Below are 15979 nucleotides of genomic sequence, written 5' to 3'. Positions count from 1 at the left end.
GCATACGTGAACGACGCGAACACGACGACCAGCATGACGGCCAGGGCACAGTGACGGAGGAAGGACCACAGTGACCACGCACGACAGCATCGGTGAGGCGAGGGCAGAGTCCTCGCCCGTCGGGCTGCGTTCGCTCAACTTCATGAGTTGGTTCTTTCCGTTCTTCTGGCTCGTCTTCCTCGTCTACCCCCTGAGCGCATCGTTCCAGCTCGGCGGAGCACAGCGGATCTGGGGCGTGAGCCTCACCGCCGCATTCGCCGTCATCTTCTACGGCGGAATGATCGCCGGCGGGGTCGGTCTCGGCACCTTCGCCCGCACGATGCGCGATCCCCACGCCCGCCGTACCCGCCGGGCGCTCATCATCGTCAATGCTTCGATCATCGCAATGATCGTCATCACTGCGGTGGCCGTTCCCATCGTCGGTGAGCAGGCGCTGGCATTCCTCGCCTATATCTCCGTCCTCTCCGTCGTCTCGATTCGGCGGGTGATACCTGGCCTCATCATTGCGGCATCGACGCTCATCGTCGCCGAGGCGGCCCAACGTCTCGTCCCCGGGTGGACTCACGATTGGTCGTCCACCTTCGGGATCTCGATCTCCGGGTTCGCCATGGTCATGGCGCTCATGGCCGGCGACCGAGCCCGCGCGGCACGGGCGGCAGAAGAGGAGAACCGGCGACTCGAGCGGGAGGCCGAACGCTTGCGCGTGTCCCAAGTCGTTCATGATGTGCTCGGACATTCGCTCACCGTCATCGCGCTCAAGGCGCAGCTGGCGGCGAAGCTCGAAGCGGCCGGCTCGCCTGATGCGGCTCGGCATATCGCCGAGATCGAAGAACTCGCCCGTGGTGCGCTGGCCGATGTCCGGACCACAGTGCAGGGGACACGGACGATCTCCCTGGCCGAGGAGCTCGTCGAGGCGACTCGTGCGCTGCGCGCCGCCGACATCACGGTCGAGGCTCCTACCTCGGTCGATGTCGTCGACCCACGGCTGCGAGAACTCTTCGCCTGGAGTCTGCGTGAAGGCAGTACGAACATCCTCCGGCATGCCCGAGCCGGACGGGCCACCATCGTTCTCGAGAGGAATCGATTGACCATCAGCAACGACAACGGTCGCCGCGATGACCCTGCGCACCCGGTCACGGAGCTCAACCTCGGCGAGGTGGGTGCCGGATCGGGACTGCAGGGACTGCGGAGTCGGGCACGCGCACTCGGTGGGAGTCTGCGAACGCAGCAGACCGACGAAAGTTTCGAACTCATCGTCGAAGGAGCGGATGCGGACCTCGCGCGTCCCCGCGGGGACGCAGGTGGCGGCGAACTCGACGCGGGCGATGGACTAGGCGCAGAGAGGGGTGGGGCCGGTGACGACGCTGCTCATCGCTGACGATCAGACCATGGTCCGTGAGGCGCTCGCCGCCCTGCTCGGCATGGAATCCGACTTCGAGGTCGTCGCCCAGTGTGCCCGCGGCTCCGAGGTCGTGCCGGCGATCACCGCGACTCGACCGGATGTGGCGCTGCTCGATGTGGACATGCCCGAACCCGATGGGCTTTCAGTCGCTGCCACGCTCAAGGACAAGTTTCCCGAGGTCAAGGTCATCATCGTCACGACCTACGGGCGGCCCGGTTGGGTCAAACGCGCCCTGGACGCCGGGGTCAGCGGGTTCATGGTCAAGGACGCTCCGGTCGACCACCTCGCCGAGGGGATCCGCCGGGTCATGGCCGGGATGTCGGTCATCGACCCCGAACTCGTCGTTGAGTCGACGATGCACGGGGCGTCACCGCTGACCGTGCGGGAGACCGATGTTCTGCGCGCGGCCGCCGACGGGGCGAGCGTCGACGAGGTGGCAGCTCAGTTGTATCTGTCTGCCGGCACCGTGCGGAATCGTCTGTCCTCGGCGATCGGGAAGACGAACGCCCGCAACCGTGCCGATGCCGCGCGGATCGCCGCAGAGAACGGCTGGCTGTAGGTCACAGGAGGCTGCAGTGCTCAGCCAGTCAGGCTGTCACCGCCGCAGCGCCTGCCCCCACGTCAGCTTCGGTCCCGACTTCAGGATCGAGCGTTCGAAGATCCTCGTGGCCAGCAGCAGCGCGAGCAGCGTGGTGACGATGAGGATGAACAGGGACACCAGCGGCTCCCACCATTCGATGGTGCCGAGGAAGACTCGCATCGGCACTGCCACCGCCGCGGAGAACGGAATGTAGGACAGCACCGCCATGACCGTTTCGTTCGACGAGAAGATGATGACGCCCATGTAGGGGAGGAATATGAGCATCATGATCGGCGTGCTCGTCGACGGCAGGTCCTCGGTGCGCGAGACCATCGATGCTGCGGCCGCGTAGAGGGCGGCGACCATGACGAAGCCGACGATGAAGAGCGGGACGAACCAGGCGATCGGTTCGGCGACCTTGCCCAGCACCAGGTCGTTTCCGCTGATGGCGGCGCCCGCGAGGACCGCGACTGCGGTGAGTCCGATCTGTGCGAAAGCGAGGATCGTACAGGCGATGACCTTGCCGAACATGAGCACCCGCGCCGAGGTGGACGCGAGCAGGATCTCCACGATCCGCGACTGCTTCTCCTCCACCACGGACGAGGCGATCGTGTTCCCGAACGTCATCGCGGCCATGAAGAAGACAAGGCCGAGGCCGAGCCCGATGAAGTAGGTGAGTGCTGGGTCCGGTGCGTCGGGATCGAGGAGTTCGACCTCGGGGGTGAGGCTGAGTGCCCCGATGAGTGATTCCGGTGCCGAACGAAGGGACAGCACCGCGACCCCGGTCGGCGAATCCTGGGATTCGACGACGGCGGATTCGACCTCCTCGGAGGTGATCAGAGCTTTTGCCTCGTCGACGTCAGCGACTTCGACGGTCTCGATATCGTCGATCCCCTCGACGGCTTTCGCCCCCGCCGAGGTGACCGCCACCTTGTCCGTGGAGGAGAACAGCGAGGGCAGCGCTCCGGAGACTCCGACGAGGACGCCGAAGAGGACGATGCTCAATATCGTCGAGACCATGAACGCCTTCGACTTGATTCGCACCATGATCTCGCGTTCGATGACGAGCCCGATCGCGGTGGTGAATCCGGCTCGGTTCAAGCCGACTCGGGCCTGGCGGGTGTTGTCGGCTGCGGTGGTCGTGTCGGTGGTGCTCATGATTGCGTGACCTCCTGGAAGAGACGGTTGAGGGCGACTTCGTGTGGAGCGAAGGATGACACCGTTGAGACGGTGAGCGCTTTGCGTAGGACCGCCTCGGCGGTGTCGGCATTCGGGGCTGTGAACCGGGCCCAATTGCCGTCGAGTTCGACGACGGAGATATCGGGCAGACCGCGCACCCAGCCGAGGTCCGCATCGGTCTGCAGCGTCCACTCGGGCAGGCTGCGCTGGCGGCGCAGTTCCGTAGTGGTGCCGGCTGCGACGAGGCGGCCGTCATTGATGATGACGAGGTCGTCGACGAGGCGCTCGACGAGGTCGAGCTGATGGCTGGAGAAGAGGACCGGGGCGCCGGAGGAGGCAAAGTCGGTGAGGACGCCGAGGGTGCGTTCGACGGCTGCGGGGTCGAGACCGGAGAACGGTTCGTCGAGGACGAGCGCCTGCGGGTCGTGAATGAGAGCCGCGGCGATCTGGACCTTCTGCTGATTGCCGAGGCTGACCGATTCGAGGGTGTCGGTGGGTTCGCCCTTGAGCTCGAGCTGTTCGAGGAGGTCGAGTCCGCGCTTCTTCGCCGCTTGGCGGGTGAGACCGTGGAAGCGGGCGAGGTAGACGAGCTGGTCGATGATCGGCATCTTGGGGTAGAGGCCGCGTTCCTCGGGCATGTAGCCGATCGCGCTGCGGTGGCCGGCGGTGATGGGGGTGCCGTCGACGAGGATGCGCCCGGAATCGGCGGCAAGGACGCCGAGGAGGATCCGCATGGTTGTGGTCTTGCCGGAGCCGTTCGAGCCGACGAAGCCGGTCATCCGGCCGTCGCCGATGTCGAAGCTGAGATCGTGCAGCACCTGTTTGTCGCCGAAGCTGCGGTTGATGTTCTCCAAGGTGATCATGCTTCAACGCTATGCGGAGACCGGCTTGAGCGGATCAGTCTTAAGGGTGAATTCGGTGCCCTGCGTGAGGGGGGATCGCGGCTCCTCGCAATCGAAGGTGCAATCGGAGCCGGTTGGCGCCTGCGAAGAGTCCGAATATCCCCTGTTGCGTGGGTCGGCACGCGAGTATGATTCAGCCCATGACGAGACCGAGTGAGATCCTCGGCAGCGTAGTCGCCGCCAGCGAGCGCGAGCAGCTTGAGACGTTCCTGGACTATCTGCGCGACGCCGTCGTGCGCAAAGTTCGCGGCGTGTCGGAGGTAGAAGCTCGGCGCAGCCCGGTGCCGACCGGCACCAACCTCGGCGGTCTGGTCAAACATCTGCGCTGGGTGGAACTGGGAGCGTTCGCAGAGCAGATCGGGCAGATCCCCGCCGCGGAGCTGCCCACACCGCCGTGGACCGAAGCAGACCCGGAGGCCGACTTGCGGCTGGAGCCGGACGAGAAGCTGGACGATGTCATCGGTGCCTACCAAACGGAGTGCGACCGCTCCCGAGAGATCGCTGCCCGGCACAGTCTCGACTACTCACCGCAGGGCAGTGAGCTGACGTTGCGGTGGGTGTACCTGCACCTGATCCTGGAGACTGGCCGGCACGCGGGACATGCGGACATCGTGCGCGAGATGATCGATCGCAGCGTCGGCGACTGACTGCTTCTTGCGAGTCATCGGTCCGTGTCTCGGTCGTCGGAGCCGGCGTGACACCGGTATCAGAGGCTCACCTCTCAGGTTTTTGGCTTTGGGCCACTCGACGGCTGATTCGCAGAAACGTTGTGTCTAGCCCCCGACCTTCGCGACCCCGTTCTCATACGCCCAGATCACGGCATGGATGCGATCGCGGATGCCGAGCTTCGACAGCAGGTTCGACACGTGGGTCTTCACGGTCGCCTCACCGACGAAGAGATTTCCGGCGATCTCGGAATTGCTGGCCCCCGTAGCTACCAGCCGCAGCACCTCGAGCTCACGGTCGGTGAGGTGCTCGAGTTCCGGGGCACTGGGTGCCGCCGGTTCCGGGCTCGACACGGACCGTTCGATGACTCGGCGCGTGACCTCGGGGGAGAGCAGACCGTCTCCGGCGGCCAGGGCGGTCACCGCGTCGATGAGCTGCTCTGCCTCGGCGGTCTTGAGCAGAAACCCGCTGGCACCGGCGTCGAGTGCGCGGAACAGGAAGTCGTCGCGGTCGAAGGTCGTAAGCATGAGGACGGCTCCGGCAGCGCCGCGGCTGACGATCTCCTCTGTCGCTTCGAGCCCGTCCATGACCGGCATCTGCACATCCATGCAGATGACATCCGGGGACAATTCGAGCGCCTTATCGATGGCGATCTGCCCGTTCTCGGCCTCACCGACGACCGTGATGCCGTCCTCGCTTTCGAGGATCGTGCGGAAACCGGTGCGAACCATCGACTGGTCGTCGACGAGGAGGACTCGGATCATGTGGATGCCTTCGCTGGAGTGCCGGGGGACGAGTGATCTGGGGTGCTGCGAGGGTAGGGGATCCGAGCCCGCACGATCCAGCCGCCGCGGGATTTCGGCCCTGCCTCAAGGCTGCCGCCGAGAGCATTCATGCGTTCCCTCATGCCGACGATTCCGAGGCCCAGACCTTCGTTCATGGAACGCGTCCCAGAGTCTGCCCGGACGCTGCTGTGCCCTGCTGATGTCGGCCTTCCGGCAGAGCGGGCATCGCTGACCTCCACCTCGAGATCGGTGCTGCCATAGCGCAGCCGCACATCCACCTCGGCGCCGGCGCCCGCATAGCGGGAACAGTTGGTCAGGGATTCCTGAATCACGCGATAGATCGACATCTCGGTGATCGGAGTGAGCGGGCGAGGTTCCCCGATCGTCGCGTACTCGACAGTTTGGTCGAATCGTCGGGCCGATTCGATGAGCTCCGGAAGGTCGCCGAGGCTGGGGTTGCCTTTCGTCGAAGCTGCCGTCGCAGCGTCGGCCGGTTCTTCCGCCGCATGGTCGCCGGACGCGGCGGTGTCGTCTGTGGCGGCGGTGCCGTCGGTCGACGGGTCCGTGTCGCGCAGCGTGTAGACGAGGGCGCGGAGCTCGTCGACGGTTTCGCGGGTCGAGGATTCGATGACCTGGAGCGATTCCTTGGCCTTGTCGGGGTTCTTCTCGAGGCTGCGACGCGCAGCGGCGGCGTGGATGCCGACTCCGGCGATATGGTGGGCGACTCCATCGTGGAGTTCCCGCGCGATGCGCACGCGTTCGAGGTCGAGGGCTTGCCGAGTCAGCTGCTGTTCCTGCTCGCGGACTTCTTCGTTGGCCGCGCGGAGTTCCTCGAGCAGTCGACGCTGCTTCCACGCGCGGTTGCCGAAGAGCCACGCGCCGCCGAAGAAGACCGTGTTGATCAGGAAAGTCACCCCGGTAGCCGCGGCGAACTGGACGAAAGTCAGGTCGCCGAGATCCTGGAACTGCAGGGCCGCCGAGACGATGACATAGATGAGAATTGCCAGACACAGCAGACAGCGTGAGATGAAAGCTGCGCGTTGACTGTAGCGAAACGCGCCGATCGCGTAGACCGATGTGAAGAGAACGATCTGAGAGACACCGGGTTCCATCATCTGCAGGATCTGCGCGGTGACGTAGAGCGTGGTGATTAACCATGCGACGAAATTCGGGAAACGACGACGCCACAGCAGGGGAACGGTGACTGCGATTGAGAGCACGCAGACAACCCACAGCGGTGCTTTGAACTCCCAGAACCCGCTGCCCTCATAGAGGACGGCGAAGATGAGCGAGCCGACGGTGAGGGCGGCAACGAGCCAGAGGTCGGACCGGTTCGGCTTGCGAGCCGCGGCCGACAGGCGTGCCGAGGTCCGTGGTTCTCTCGTCCTGTCCTCCGTCATCCTTCCAGCTTAGACAGTGACGTGCCCGGCCGGTATCCGCCGCAGTGGGGAAATCAGATGCCGCGGCTCCGGCAGTCGGTGGAGGGATTGAGCGTGCGGGACCGGGCGGCTGCCGGTAACCGGATCAGCCCATGCTCCCTGTGACGACACGAGCCAACGCCGCGTCGATCGGATGCGGCTGCGGGCGCCCGGATTCATCGAGAGTGTTCCAGCGCTGACGATTGGTGAACACCGTCACCTGCTTGCCTGTGTCCGCCCGGGTGAATGTGAGCGCTCCTCCGCCCCACACCGAACCGTCATGTCCCCACCAGACGGTTCCGTCGTCGGATTCGCGTCGGTGCAGGCCGAGCCCGTATTCGATCGTCGTGCCCTCGAACGAGATCACCGGAACTGTGCTCTGCATCTGTTCGAGCGATTCCGGTCGAAGCAGCTGACCGTCGATGAGGAGACCGAAGAACCGATTGAGATCGGCCGTCGTCGACACCAATGAGGCGGCGGGACCCACCCACGACATGTCGCAGTCGGTGAGGTCGACCGGCGGACCGGCCATGCCGAACCACGACTCGTACAGATGAGTATGCGCAGCCGCCAGCACGGACCCGACCGGAAAGTAGGTGTCGGGGAGATCGGCAGGCTCGATGACCTCGGAGCGGATGTGCTCTTCGGCAGAAGTGCCGGTGACGGACTCGATGAGTTCGGCAAGGAGCAGATAGTTCGTGTTCGAGTATCTGCCGGGCAGGCCGCCGGGTTCGCCTGCGGGAGGAGCTCCGACGCCGATGTTGATGAGCTCTCGTCGGTCGAAGCGGGTGAACTGCTGCTCGATGAGGCTGCGTGGACTCGTCTGCGCCAGGTTCGGAAACGCCCGCAGCGAGTCATAGATGACGGGTAGGTATTCGTTGAGTCCGCTCGTGTGATTCGCGAGCATCCGCACGGTGATCGCCTCCCCGCGAGTTCCGGGCACGAGCTCGGGGAGGTAGCCGCCGATCGGGGCGTCCAGGTCGATGATCCCCTTCTCGACGAGCCGCAGCAATGTCACCGTCGTGAAGGTCTTTGCGATGCTGCCGACCCGGTGGTGGAGCTCGGGCGTCATCGGCGTCTTCGCTGCGACCTCGGCGAACCCTGCGCATTCACACACGATCTCTCCGTGGTCGACCACCTCGGCGATGATGCCGGGCAGGCCTGCCCGGTGGGCCTCGAGTACCGCCTCGGCCAAGTCGTGTCGGGTGTGAGTCTGGGAGCTGATGGGGTGTGTCACGGTTCTTCCTTTCATGCTGTTCGTGCGCGTGGTGAGCGGTGCAGGGGTCGTGGATCGTTGTTCGCCGAGGTGGCTGCTCGGGTGAACATGAGGACGACCGCGATAAGCCCTGCCGCACAGGGGAGGAGCCCGATCGTGCCGATGAGCGGCGGCAGTCCGGTGTCTCCCGAAGTGTCCCGGACGAGAAGGGCGAATGCCGCGACCGAGGTGCCGGTGAGAGCGAGCACCACGGCTGCCCACCGAATCCTTCGGCTGCCCCGATGTGCTCGCCAGATCGTTGCGACCCAGCCGAGGACGCCGAGCACACCGACGATCGTCAAGGACGCGGCGTAGAAGTTCACGCCTGACGTGATCTCATCCTGGGGCATCGATGGGTAGCCGCTGCGGATGTGTTCGCCGATGAGCGGCCTGCCCAGCTGTGCGCTGACGATGGCCAGTACGGTGAGTCCGAGTCCGACCCAGAGGGCGACGTAGGTCGAACGAGAATACTGCCTATTCATGATGGTGCCCTTTCTCTTGTGTTATACAGCGTAAATCGTGGTTCTCATGCTAGTTTTACGCTGTAGAGCAGGTCAATGGAGGAAAACCCGAGAGTTCGTGAGGGAGGCGGCCATGGTGAAGCGAAGTGATCGCGCAGCAGGTGCGACTTCGAGCGGCAGGCGGAGCGAGTCCGGCGCGGCGCGTACGCGGGGCCAGCATGCTGGTCTGAAGCCGGAATCGATCGTGAGGACCGCGATTGCCATCGCCGACGAAGAAGGTCTGGCCTCTGTGTCGATGCGCAGGATCGGCGCCGAACTCAAGGTCGAGGCGATGGCGCTCTACCACCATTTCCCGAACAAGGGTGCGCTGCTTGACGCCGTCGTCGAGCAGATATCGACTTCCGTGCCGCCAGTCGAAATCGCCGGATCACCGTGGGACGACGTTCTGCGGGGGTACGCCCGGTCGCAGCTGAACACTCTGTCCGAGCATCCGAACCTCGTCGATCTCGTCATGACCCGCCCGGCGGTGACCACCGGAAACCTTGCTCTGTTGGAGGCACTCGTCGACTTCCTCTGCGCCGCCGGGTTCTCAGCTCGCCGCGGGCTCGACATGATCTACACCATCCATGAGTTCGTTCTCATGCATGCCGCGCTCAATGCCGAGGTTGGAAAGGCCGCCCGCAGAGGCGCGGTGCGAGCCGAGGGTGGCGAACGGGGCGGAGGCATGAGCGGCGAGCTGCGCCAAGCGGCTCATCTCGAGGGAATCTCCGAGGCGGACTTCCCGCGTCTCGCGGAGGCGGTCAGTGCGGCTTCACGTCGACCCTCAACCGCTCGATTCGAATTCGCACTCGACGTCCTCATCGCGGGATTCGCCGATGTGCCTGAGGGCGATCGCTGAATCAGACGAATCAGGCTCCGGCTCTGGCGAAGACTGATCAGTCCTTCTGAGCGACGACGACGGCCAGATCCCGGTGCTGCCAGTGCACATGGGTGGTCAGTCCTGCCTCGGCGAGCCAGGTCAGCTGCTCATCGAGCGAACTGGGGGTGTCGTCGATCCAGTCGATCGGCGTGACGACGTCCGCTGGGTCGGCGGGTACGACGAGATCACCGAGGACGAACCTCCCGCCTGTCTCGAGCACCGATGCGATGCGGGCGAAGAGGTCGGCCTTGCCGGGGCCGTCGAGGTGGTGGATGGCGAGCATGGACATGACCAGATCGAAGGGCCCGTCCGGCAGCGGTTCTTCCAGGCGACCCGACTGCAGTCGGGTGCGTTCGGGGTCGAGGGTCGCCTCGGCGGCGGCGAGCATCTCGGAACTCGCGTCGACGCCCAGCAGTTTCGCCTCTGGCAGGGCTTCGAGAACGCGCTGTGCGGTCAGCCCGCTGCCGATGCCCAGATCGAGGATCGACGTCGGCGCTCCTGACGCTGCCGCAGCCGCCACTTCCGTCTGCAGACGCGGGTAGTCGGGGATCTCCTCGGCCATCAGCGCCAGATAGGTCTCCGGATCCCACTCGAAATCGGACATAACAGCTCCTTCGCCGCCGATGCCAGGAAGCCTACTCCCTGCAGCTTCAGAGGTCGATGGCGACAACCGGATCCGTGGTCGGCTGCTTCGAGCCTCCCTCGGGCTCGACGGTGATGCCGAAGACGCTGCCCGAGGCGAACGTCTCGCCGGCGATGGTCACCGGATCGTCCGACATCAGACCGGCGCTTTCCGGACCGTCAGCACCAATGACCCACATCTGCATCGACTTTCCGGCCGGTGGCCGCCCGATGTCTTTCGGACTGAGGCGGATGAGCTGCTCGCTCTCGGAGGAGAGCACAGTCACGCTTCCGCCCTCCGGCATGTCTGCGGTGCTCGTCTTCAGGTCACTGGCCTCCATGAGACGAGCGGAGTCATCGAGCTGCTGCTGAGTCGCCGCCAAGTCCTCTTCCAAGGAATTCTGTCGCTGATTCTGCTGCCAGACGGTGGCGCCGAGTACTGCGGCGACGACGATCGCCGCCGCAGCTGCCGCCCAGGGCAGCCAGGAACTGCGGCGAGGCTGTGACTCGCCGGCGCCCTCTGCGCGGGCATCGGACCGGCGTGCCTCCCGATGGTCGGCGAGCGATGCCGGAGCGGCCGGCTCATCGGCGGAGGCCTCCGCAGCGACCGACGAAGTCTCAGGCTCGACAGCGGGTGAGGTCTCCGGTGCCGACTCCTGGGGGTAGTTCTCGGGGATCGACAGAATTGCCTCTTGAGTCGCCGAGCTGACCTCGACCGGTTCATCGGATTCGGCCGCGTCGGCCATCACGTCGGCATAGGCGGCGACTTCGGCGCGGAAGTCGGCGTCGGCATCGGCCAGCGCCTGAGCCTCGGTGAGTTCTGAGTCGCTGAGCCCGCCGAGGGCCAGCCCGGCAGCCAGATAGTCACGATCTGCGCTCATCGGCTTGCCTCCAACTCTTCTCGCAGCTTCTTCATTCCGTCCCTGATCCGTGACTTGATGGTACCCAGGGGCACCTGGAGATTCTCAGAGATCTGGGTGTGGGTCATGCCTTGGTAGAAGGCCATGACGATCGGTTCGGCCTGCTCATCCGGGAGGATCCGCAGAGCCGAGACGGTCCGGTCCGACTCTGCACGGGCGATGACGGTCTGCTCCACCTGGTCGCCTGCTTCGGCGGTGGTGCGGAGCCCGTCCGCATAGTCTCTGTCCTGTTGAGCCTGGACGCTGCGCACACAGTCGATGGCTCGCCTGCGGCACAGGGTGATCAGCCATGCCCGTCCGCTGCCGCGCCCCGGGTCGAAGCCCGAACACCGGGTCCACACCTCGGTGAAGCAGTCCTGGAGGACTTCCTCGGCCAGTGTTCGGCTCTTGACGATTCGCAGGATGACGGCCATGAGGATGCGGGAGTGAGTGGTGAACAGTTCTTCGAATGCGGACCGGTCACCCTCGGCGATGCGGATCAGCAGGGCACCGCCGGGATCGGCGGAATCCGCCGGCTGGTGATCAGAACTCATTGCCCAATCATGCCATGCATGCAGAAACCGATCACACCTTTCCCAGGTGAGCGAGTCGAGCGGGGTGGGCGCAGTGGTGGGAGCGTGTACAGCAGAGACGGTCAGTCGACGTTCGCCTGAAGCCGCACGAACCGGCGAGGAACCGAAAGCGGCCGGGAGCCGATCCTGTTGCTGCTGATCGGTTCCCGGCCACTGCATCGTGGTGTTCTCTCGCTGTGGACTCTCCGGTCACTTCTTGGGCATCATCACGGCGTCGACCATGTAGACCGTGGCGTTGGCGGTCTTGACTCCGCCGCAGACCAGTCCGGCATCGTCGAACTTCATGTCCTCGCCCTCACCGGAGATCTTCACCTTCGAACCTTCGACGGTCTCGTGTTCACCGGCGATCTCATCGGGGGAGAGCTGTCCGGGGATCACGTGGTAGGTCAGCACCTTCGTCAGCTGGTCCGAGTCCTTGGCCAGGGCGTCGAGGTCGTCCTTGGGCACATCGGCGAAGGCGTCGTCGACCGGGGCGATGACCGTGAACTCGTCGCCGTTGAGGGTGTCGACGAGGTCGACATCGGGGTTGAGCTTGCCCGAGACAGCCTTGGTCAGGGTCGTGAGCATCGGGTTGTTCGAGGCGGCAGTGGCCACCGGATCCTGGCCCATGCCCTCGACAGAACCGGCCCCGTCCGGGTTCGCCTCGGCGTAAGCCGAGCAGCCCTTGCCGACGAGGTCGGAATCGGCCATGGAGGAGTCGCCGGACTCGTCTGGCATCTCGGACTCGCCCGAGTCAGCGGGCTGAGATTCGGAGCTGCCCGATTCCGAACCGGACTCCTCCCCGCCGGAACCAGAATCCATTCCGCAGCCGCTCAGAGCCAACAGACCGATGGCGCCGGCCGAGAGGATGGTGGCGGTGCGTGTGCGAAGCAGTGTCTTCATTGTTCTTCTCCTAATCAACAGTGATGCGTATTCGCGCACAGCTGTGAAGTGATCTCCATTGCTCGCTGTGTACTGGGTATTCGGCGCGGTGCTCGGTTCGGATGGGTGGATGGGGAAGAAATCTTGAGAATCTCTTCGCCGAGGCGGCTGCGGGCTCATTCGACGCGGAATTGGATGTGGTGGTGCCCGGTGGCCGAGTTCGGGATCGAATCCCGACGTTTCGCTGTCTGCACTGTGCCGTCCTTGTCCGTGGCACGCACGGTGAGGGTATGTGAACCCGCGGCCACCTCGGCGAATTCGGTCCGCCACTGTCGCCAGGTGTCGATCGTGACCTCCTCGGCCAGATCCGCCTGCGTCCATTCGCCGTCGTCGAGCTTGACCTCGACGCGGTCGATCCCTGCACGCTGCGCCCAGGCGGTGCCGCCGACTCGGATGTCCCCAGCAGGGACCTTGGCCAGCGGCTTGGGGACCTCGATGCGCGAAGCGACGAGGATGGGGGCCTTGGCATCCCACCCGCGGTCGGTCCAGTAGGCGGTCTTCTCATCGAAGCGGGTGACCTCGAGTTCGGTCACCCATTTCGTCGCGGAAACGAAGCCGTAGAGCCCGGGAACGACGAGGCGGGCGGGGAAGCCGTGGATCGGGGTGAGCGGTTCGCCGTTCATTCCCACCGCCAGGAGGGCGGCGCGGTCATCGGTCAGTGCACCGATCGGGGTCGAGGCGGTGAATCCATCGAAGGAGTGGGAGAGGACCATATCGGCTTGCGAGTTCGGGCGTGCTCGGGCGAGGAGATCACGCACGGGATATCCGAGCCAGGTCGCGTTGCCGACGAGGTCCCCGCCGACGGGATTGGACACGCAGGTGAGCGTGATGTGGTGTTCTTCCAGCGGCAGGTCGAGGACGTCGTCCATCGTCAGGGTCACCTCCTCTTCGACCATGCCGTGGATGCGCAGGGACCACTGTTCCGGGTCGATGACCGGTGGTGAGAGCACCGTGTCGATGCGGTAGAAGTCCTTCGCTTCGGTGACGAAGGGGACCGTGCCGTCGAGGTCGGTGCTCGCGGCGGCGGGGATCGCTGCCGCCTTCTTCGCGGGGTTGGGCAGAACCAGCTTGGCCACCGCTGCTCCGGCTTCCTGTGTGAGGGAGACGAGGGTCTGGCCGGCGGCGATGGTGACGGCCCCGATGGTGCCGACGGCACCGGCGAGGCCGAAGAAACGGCGGCGGCTCAAGGGCTCCGAGGTTCGCGAACCGCGCGCGACATCGGGACTGTCGGCCGCCTCGGCGGGGGTTTCAGGTACACCGAGGCGCAGCAGAAGTAGGAAGACCGCGACACCCGCCGCAATGCCGATCAGCGTGGGAATGACGTCGATGGCACCCGCTTCGGGGCGGATGATGATGACGATGACTGGGACGAGCCCGGCGACGACCAGCAGTGTCGTGGCCAGACGCCGGCGGGAAACCGCCAGTGCTCCGATGAGACCGGCGAGGACGATCGCGCCGAGGCCGGTGGAGAGGACGAGGACGAGTTTGTCGTTGTCGCCGAACAGGGCGATGACGGGTTTGATCGCCGCCGGGGGAGCCAGGGGGATGATCGCCTGACCGAGGGTGAGCAGGGGTGCGGCGCTCGGGGTGAAGGCACGCGCGATGAGGTCTGCGAGACCGAACATCATGACTGTGGCGACGATGCCTGCCACGACGCCGCGGAAACGGTGGGTTGCACGGGTTTTCCGATTCATAGTGATCATTCGGAGCCGCCGGGGCGGCGGATGGGTCTGCGGGTTTTGTTACTGACCATTCACTGAAACGCCAGTGACCTTGTTGCGTGCCTGTCGTAGCATGGTGCAATGACTGAGAAACCCGGATACGCCCAGCCGCAGGCTCCGACCGGAGACGCGGATGAGCCGAAGAGCCCGAGTGCGCCGATCTACACCGCGAAGGTCGAGAACCTCGGCGGCACCTCGGGCGAGGTGCGCGTCGAAGACGGCCAGACCCTGTCCACCGCCCCGACCTCACGGGTCGAAGAGGGCAACAACCCGGAACAGTTCCTCGCCATGGCCTGGTCGACCTGCCTCGGCGAGACGCTCAAGGTCGTCCTCGCGGTCAATGAGATCGAGGCGCTCTCACGCGTGCGCGTCGAGGTCGAGCTGCACAACGAACCCTCCGGCAACGGCTTCTACTTCGCTCCGAAGGCGTTCATCTCCATCGAAGGGGTCTCGGACACCGACGCCGAGAAGTACGCTGCCCGCGCCCACGCTCGCTGCCCCATCTCCAAACTGCTTATGGGCAAGGGCACCCCAGTCGTCGAAATCGAACCGTACAAGAACCCGGACAACTTCCAGCTCAGCTGAATCGGCTGAGCAGAGAACGAGAGGCCCCGACTGTCACGGTCGGGGCCTCTTCCGTCGGCGCCTGCGCTTTACCTGTCGGACTCCGCGGCAACGTCGGCGGCGATCTGCGCCAACTGCACGGCCGCCTCGGCGGGGCGGATCAGCCATCCCACGTGGGACGACGCGAGCGTTCGCACCCGGTAGGGATTGTCCGGGGTGAGCGCATCACCTTCGCGGATGAGGCGATCCTGCATCGCGGTCGGCATGCTCCGATCCTCGCCGAGGCGGACGAACGTACGCGGAATCGTCCCCCACGTGCCCGCCTGCGCCCGGTGTTCGGGCCCTCCCGCGTCGAGGTTCTCATCCGGCTGCAGTGAGTTCAGGAAGATGCGGAATTCCTCATCGCTGACGTCGGCGCAGAAGAGTGCTTTCAGGCCGTCGAGGACCTCCAGGTCGGCCTGGCGGAAATTGCAGCGCAGCAGTCCCAACTGCCCGGGATCACCGGCCAGGGCCCGGGCGAGAGCCGCATTGTCGACGGTCTTCATTTCGGGTTCGGCATTGTATTCAGCGGCTGGGAGGTCCACCGGTGCCCATGCGGAGACATAGACCATGTGGTCGATGAGTTCCGGATGCGCATTCGCCAAGGCGGTCAATGTGGCCCCGCCGCGGCTGTGGGCGACGATGACCACCGGTCCGTGCTCCTTGGCACGGGCGGCCGCCTCGGTGAGAGCCCGGACATTGTCCTCGACGGTCACACCCCTGATCGATCCCGGCTCCGAGGTGAACTGGGCGAGGTCCTGAGGTGCCTGATACCCGAGCGGGAAGGTGGCGGCGAAACCGTGACCCGGCAGGTCAACCGCAGCCGAGCGAACTCCGTGGCAGGCGAGTTCGGCCTGCAGCGGGGCGAAAGAGAAGGAAGTGGCGAAAGCGCCGTGGACGAGGATGAGCGTCGGCTGCGTCATCTCCTCAGCCTAGCGGCCGCCTCGGCGATGGGGAACGGAACACCAGACAAATGGCTCACTGGATGTCGAAGCGGATTACAGTGGCTGGTAGGACGCTCGGCACCGGGCCGGGCACGGAGCGACGAGAGGAG

Annotated in this window: 17 protein-coding genes; 5 read left to right on the top strand and 12 right to left on the bottom strand. The window is 65.2% G+C overall.

Annotated features, from left to right (window positions below):
* Nucleotides 1-70 precede the first annotated feature (70 nt).
* Both ACVZTU_RS17480 and ACVZTU_RS17475 read left to right on the top strand, forming a co-directional pair.
* Nucleotides 71-1378: a sensor histidine kinase gene (locus ACVZTU_RS17480; RefSeq protein WP_482400981.1), complete on the top strand. Its 1308-nt coding sequence runs from the start codon at nucleotides 71-73 to the stop codon at nucleotides 1376-1378.
* Complete coding sequence (locus tag ACVZTU_RS17475; protein WP_482400980.1) at nucleotides 1356-1961, top strand: response regulator transcription factor; 606 nt, start codon at nucleotides 1356-1358, stop codon at nucleotides 1959-1961. Before ACVZTU_RS17480 ends, ACVZTU_RS17475 begins: the two co-directional genes overlap by 23 nt.
* A gap of 36 nt (nucleotides 1962-1997) precedes the next feature.
* On the opposite strand, the gene ACVZTU_RS17470 is transcribed toward ACVZTU_RS17475, so the two are convergent.
* Both ACVZTU_RS17470 and ACVZTU_RS17465 read right to left on the bottom strand, forming a co-directional pair.
* The gene (locus ACVZTU_RS17470) at nucleotides 1998-3140 is read right to left on the bottom strand and encodes an ABC transporter permease (protein ID WP_482400979.1); all 1143 of its coding nucleotides are present in this window, start codon (nucleotides 3138-3140) and stop codon (nucleotides 1998-2000) included.
* Nucleotides 3137-4024, bottom strand: coding sequence for an ABC transporter ATP-binding protein (locus ACVZTU_RS17465; RefSeq protein WP_482400978.1), 888 nt, complete (start codon nucleotides 4022-4024; stop codon nucleotides 3137-3139). The genes ACVZTU_RS17470 and ACVZTU_RS17465 overlap by 4 nt, the downstream gene beginning before the upstream one ends.
* A gap of 179 nt (nucleotides 4025-4203) precedes the next feature.
* Between ACVZTU_RS17465 and ACVZTU_RS17460 the strand changes: the two genes are divergently transcribed.
* Nucleotides 4204-4710: a DinB family protein gene (locus ACVZTU_RS17460; protein WP_139467504.1), complete on the top strand. Its 507-nt coding sequence runs from the start codon at nucleotides 4204-4206 to the stop codon at nucleotides 4708-4710.
* 126 nt (nucleotides 4711-4836) lie between these two features.
* Here the strand turns inward: ACVZTU_RS17460 and ACVZTU_RS17455 are convergent, their stop codons facing one another.
* The 4 genes from ACVZTU_RS17455 to ACVZTU_RS17440 form a co-directional block, all read right to left on the bottom strand.
* The gene (locus ACVZTU_RS17455; RefSeq protein ID WP_482400977.1) at nucleotides 4837-5493 is read right to left on the bottom strand and encodes a response regulator; all 657 of its coding nucleotides are present in this window, start codon (nucleotides 5491-5493) and stop codon (nucleotides 4837-4839) included.
* Nucleotides 5490-6914 carry a sensor histidine kinase gene (locus ACVZTU_RS17450; RefSeq protein ID WP_482400976.1) on the bottom strand — a complete coding sequence of 475 codons (1425 nt, stop codon included), beginning with the start codon at nucleotides 6912-6914 and terminating at the stop codon, nucleotides 5490-5492. The genes ACVZTU_RS17455 and ACVZTU_RS17450 overlap by 4 nt, the downstream gene beginning before the upstream one ends.
* A gap of 124 nt (nucleotides 6915-7038) precedes the next feature.
* Nucleotides 7039-8169: a serine hydrolase domain-containing protein gene (locus ACVZTU_RS17445; protein WP_218973608.1), complete on the bottom strand. Its 1131-nt coding sequence runs from the start codon at nucleotides 8167-8169 to the stop codon at nucleotides 7039-7041.
* An 11-nt stretch (nucleotides 8170-8180) separates the two neighbouring features.
* Nucleotides 8181-8669, bottom strand: coding sequence for a hypothetical protein (locus tag ACVZTU_RS17440; protein ID WP_139467500.1), 489 nt, complete (start codon nucleotides 8667-8669; stop codon nucleotides 8181-8183).
* 223 nt (nucleotides 8670-8892) lie between these two features.
* Here ACVZTU_RS17440 and ACVZTU_RS17435 point away from each other — a divergent pair, with 223 nt between their 5' ends.
* Complete coding sequence (locus ACVZTU_RS17435; protein WP_482400975.1) at nucleotides 8893-9546, top strand: TetR/AcrR family transcriptional regulator C-terminal domain-containing protein; 654 nt, start codon at nucleotides 8893-8895, stop codon at nucleotides 9544-9546.
* A 37-nt stretch (nucleotides 9547-9583) separates the two neighbouring features.
* Here ACVZTU_RS17435 and ACVZTU_RS17430 read toward each other — a convergent pair whose 3' ends face one another.
* From ACVZTU_RS17430 to ACVZTU_RS17410, 5 genes are all read right to left on the bottom strand, one after another.
* Nucleotides 9584-10171 carry a class I SAM-dependent methyltransferase gene (locus tag ACVZTU_RS17430; protein WP_139467498.1) on the bottom strand — a complete coding sequence of 196 codons (588 nt, stop codon included), beginning with the start codon at nucleotides 10169-10171 and terminating at the stop codon, nucleotides 9584-9586.
* Nucleotides 10172-10217: 46 nt separating this feature from the next.
* Nucleotides 10218-11069 (bottom strand): anti-sigma factor, encoded by an 852-nt coding sequence (locus ACVZTU_RS17425; protein ID WP_482400974.1) that lies wholly within the window; start codon nucleotides 11067-11069, stop codon nucleotides 10218-10220.
* Nucleotides 11066-11641 (bottom strand): sigma-70 family RNA polymerase sigma factor, encoded by a 576-nt coding sequence (locus tag ACVZTU_RS17420; RefSeq protein WP_139467496.1) that lies wholly within the window; start codon nucleotides 11639-11641, stop codon nucleotides 11066-11068. Before ACVZTU_RS17420 ends, ACVZTU_RS17425 begins: the two co-directional genes overlap by 4 nt.
* Nucleotides 11642-11869: 228 nt before the next feature.
* Complete coding sequence (locus ACVZTU_RS17415; protein ID WP_139467495.1) at nucleotides 11870-12562, bottom strand: fasciclin domain-containing protein; 693 nt, start codon at nucleotides 12560-12562, stop codon at nucleotides 11870-11872.
* 155 nt (nucleotides 12563-12717) lie between these two features.
* Nucleotides 12718-14295, bottom strand: a complete 1578-nt coding sequence (locus ACVZTU_RS17410) for a molybdopterin-dependent oxidoreductase (RefSeq protein ID WP_139467494.1) — start codon at nucleotides 14293-14295, stop codon at nucleotides 12718-12720.
* A gap of 108 nt (nucleotides 14296-14403) precedes the next feature.
* Between ACVZTU_RS17410 and ACVZTU_RS17405 the strand changes: the two genes are divergently transcribed.
* Nucleotides 14404-14907 carry an OsmC family protein gene (locus ACVZTU_RS17405; RefSeq protein ID WP_052240173.1) on the top strand — a complete coding sequence of 168 codons (504 nt, stop codon included), beginning with the start codon at nucleotides 14404-14406 and terminating at the stop codon, nucleotides 14905-14907.
* Nucleotides 14908-14975: 68 nt separating this feature from the next.
* Here the strand turns inward: ACVZTU_RS17405 and ACVZTU_RS17400 are convergent, their stop codons facing one another.
* Entirely contained in the window at nucleotides 14976-15848 is an 873-nt protein-coding gene (locus tag ACVZTU_RS17400) for an alpha/beta fold hydrolase (RefSeq protein ID WP_139467492.1), read from the bottom strand.
* Nucleotides 15849-15979 lie beyond the last annotated feature (131 nt).

This window comes from Brevibacterium sp. OS20, assembly GCF_056837565.1.
The sequence above is the reverse complement of the archived record's forward strand: the minus strand, read 5'-3'. Positions and strand labels throughout refer to the sequence as shown.

Coding starts and splice junctions, on each gene's coding strand:
- ACVZTU_RS17455 (WP_482400977.1), bottom strand. CDS start 5,493: ATGATCCGAGTCCTCCTCGTCGACGACCAGTCGATGGTTCGCACCGGT.
- ACVZTU_RS17465 (WP_482400978.1), bottom strand. CDS start 4,024: ATGATCACCTTGGAGAACATCAACCGCAGCTTCGGCGACAAACAGGTG.
- ACVZTU_RS17450 (WP_482400976.1), bottom strand. CDS start 6,914: ATGACGGAGGACAGGACGAGAGAACCACGGACCTCGGCACGCCTGTCG.
- ACVZTU_RS17400 (WP_139467492.1), bottom strand. CDS start 15,848: ATGACGCAGCCGACGCTCATCCTCGTCCACGGCGCTTTCGCCACTTCC.
- ACVZTU_RS17430 (WP_139467498.1), bottom strand. CDS start 10,171: ATGTCCGATTTCGAGTGGGATCCGGAGACCTATCTGGCGCTGATGGCC.
- ACVZTU_RS17410 (WP_139467494.1), bottom strand. CDS start 14,295: ATGAATCGGAAAACCCGTGCAACCCACCGTTTCCGCGGCGTCGTGGCA.
- ACVZTU_RS17470 (WP_482400979.1), bottom strand. CDS start 3,140: ATGAGCACCACCGACACGACCACCGCAGCCGACAACACCCGCCAGGCC.
- ACVZTU_RS17460 (WP_139467504.1), top strand. CDS start 4,204: ATGACGAGACCGAGTGAGATCCTCGGCAGCGTAGTCGCCGCCAGCGAG.
- ACVZTU_RS17405 (WP_052240173.1), top strand. CDS start 14,404: ATGACTGAGAAACCCGGATACGCCCAGCCGCAGGCTCCGACCGGAGAC.
- ACVZTU_RS17425 (WP_482400974.1), bottom strand. CDS start 11,069: ATGAGCGCAGATCGTGACTATCTGGCTGCCGGGCTGGCCCTCGGCGGG.
- ACVZTU_RS17440 (WP_139467500.1), bottom strand. CDS start 8,669: ATGAATAGGCAGTATTCTCGTTCGACCTACGTCGCCCTCTGGGTCGGA.
- ACVZTU_RS17415 (WP_139467495.1), bottom strand. CDS start 12,562: ATGAAGACACTGCTTCGCACACGCACCGCCACCATCCTCTCGGCCGGC.
- ACVZTU_RS17420 (WP_139467496.1), bottom strand. CDS start 11,641: ATGAGTTCTGATCACCAGCCGGCGGATTCCGCCGATCCCGGCGGTGCC.